This is a genomic window from Bradyrhizobium sp. (assembly GCF_016462955.1).
Classification (GTDB): domain Bacteria; phylum Pseudomonadota; class Alphaproteobacteria; order Rhizobiales; family Xanthobacteraceae; genus Bradyrhizobium.
Window position 1 is genome coordinate 1 of sequence record NZ_JAEMSD010000803.1, and the last position, 2023, is coordinate 2023.

A 2023-nucleotide genomic window follows, 5' to 3' on the forward strand; every position below is an offset into this window, starting at 1 on the left:
CAAACAAAAAGCCCCCGAAGGGGGCTCGAGTTTTTCAGGCGGCTTCCGACTTCGGGACCGCGTCGGCATTCACCGACAGCTTGACGACATCGCCTTCGACGGCGCCGACATATTTCGTATCGATGTAGTGGTGATGGTCCTTGTGACCCTCCGGGCTGTCCTTGCGCGTCAGCTTGATCCGGTTGCCCTCGACGCGATCGACGGTGCCGACATGTGCGCCGTCCTTGCCGATGATTTTCATGTGCTCTTTGATGTCAGCCATTCTGTTCTCCTTGCAGGGATTCAACGGCGACGACGCCTGTTCGTTGCAGCAGGCGTGTTGGACCCTCGGCCTTTGCCGGACGTTGACGTCCAACAGGATCTATCAAGACTCCCATGGAGAGCATTCGAACCTATCTGGAGCGCAAGCATGAGGAACTCAGGCTGTTGAACGACTGCCTGAGAAAGCCGCTCGATATGGCGCGACCTCGGTCCGTCGACGACCTCGTCAGGTCCAAGTTCCAGATCACGGCGGCGCTGAGGGCGGAACACGAATTGTCGGGATGGAAGGCGACGGAGACCGCCTGGTCGCAGACGGCCGACGCTGCCAGCGGCCCGTTCGCGTTCAGTTACGACTACCAGCGGGCGGATCTGACGGTCCGCGGTCCTCCGTTCTACGAGTTGGACGGCGGCAGCGCGAGCACGGTGATTTACACTGCCTCGGGGATGGCGGCGATCTCTGCTGTGCTGCTCGCCTCTGCGCAAATTCTCGAGAAGGCTGACATCCTGGTGCTTCCCGGCTCCTACGGAGAGACGCTGGAGCTGATCCAGGGCTTCATTCCTCAGCTGCGCATCGAGGCCTTGAAGCTGCCGCTGGGCGAGGCGTTTGCGGCGGCGAACTCGCCGCGGATCCTTCTGTTGGATTCCTGCTCCTTCGCCGGCGCTTTCGAGGCGGCGCTGCGCTGTGACGGCTCGGGCCTCGATCTCCTGGTTTTCGACACGACATGTTTCGCCGGCCGGTCAGGCCGCATCAGGCGTGTCCTGAGATGGGCCCGCCGATGCAACATCCCGCTGGTCCTGGTGCGAAGCCACAACAAGCTCGATTCGCTCGGAGCGGAATACGGCAGGCTCGGCTCGGTCGTCTTCGTGCAAGGGAACGAGCAGCAGCGGGCAGGGGGCGCAGACTTGACACGTCTCGCGTCCGAAACGCGCAATGCGGTTCGGCTGCTCGGCGGCGCGGCGTTGCCGGCCCACTTCCCGCCCTTCGCGGGCAGCGCGGCGTATTGGACTCTAACAAAAAAGCGCGTTGCGGCGATCCTGCGCAACGGCCGAAGCGCGGCCCGATATTTTGCCGCGACGCTGCCGACGCTCTCGGCCGAGCTTCATTTCGCCCACGGTCTGTATGTCACCCTGCGCGGCAAGCGCCCGCTCGACGAGGCGGCGGCGCGGCAGGCTGCCGAAGACATGAGCTGCGAGTTGCGCCGGCAGGGTTTTCCCATCCGTCACGCCGGCAGCTTCGGCTTCGATTTTGCGGCGACGGAGTGGTTTCACGACGCGACCACTGACCAGTACAGCGTCCGGGTTGCCGTCGCTGATCTTCCAACGGAGCTTTGGAACGAGCTGGCCGCCGCAATTGCGCGCTGGTGGCAGGCGCATCAGGGGGCAGATGGCGAGTAAACGGGCTGCCGCGCGCGCGCCCGCATCAGTCCGTCGCGAGGCACTGCTCCACGGCGGGCTTCTCGGCTCCTCGCGTCCACTCCTGAACGGCAAGGGCAAGGTGATTTTGACCCATCGCGGCGCCGACGATCGATGCCTGCGCCACCTGAACCGGCCGTTTGACCGCGTTGATATTCAGGACGCCTGCGTCGATGGCCAAATACGACATCGCGACAATCGCCACCGCAGATGCGATGGCCATTCTCGTCAAATCGGACTGCTGCATTCACGAAACCTATCGGGCACATCCTCGCCCGGCGCATACATAGTGCCGATCGGCGCCGATCAAAGGCCGGACTATGGTTACCCACGCGTTCGTGAAGCCTGG

General features: G+C 63.5%; 3 protein-coding genes. 1 reads left to right on the forward strand and 2 read right to left on the reverse strand.

Annotation, left to right across the window (positions count from 1 at the left end):
- Positions 1-34: 34 nt before the first annotated feature.
- Positions 35-262 carry a DUF2171 domain-containing protein gene (locus JHD07_RS38590; RefSeq protein WP_291631769.1) on the reverse strand — a complete coding sequence of 76 codons (228 nt, stop codon included), beginning with the start codon at positions 260-262 and terminating at the stop codon, positions 35-37.
- Between the two features lie 113 nt (positions 263-375).
- On the opposite strand from JHD07_RS38590, the gene JHD07_RS38595 reads away from it, so the two are divergent.
- A complete protein-coding gene (locus JHD07_RS38595) occupies positions 376-1656 on the forward strand; it encodes a hypothetical protein (RefSeq protein ID WP_291631771.1) in 1281 nt (426 codons plus the stop codon).
- Positions 1657-1681: 25 nt separating this feature from the next.
- Here JHD07_RS38595 and JHD07_RS38600 read toward each other — a convergent pair whose 3' ends face one another.
- A complete protein-coding gene (locus JHD07_RS38600) occupies positions 1682-1897 on the reverse strand; it encodes a hypothetical protein (protein ID WP_291631772.1) in 216 nt (71 codons plus the stop codon).
- Positions 1898-2023: the final 126 nt, after the last annotated feature.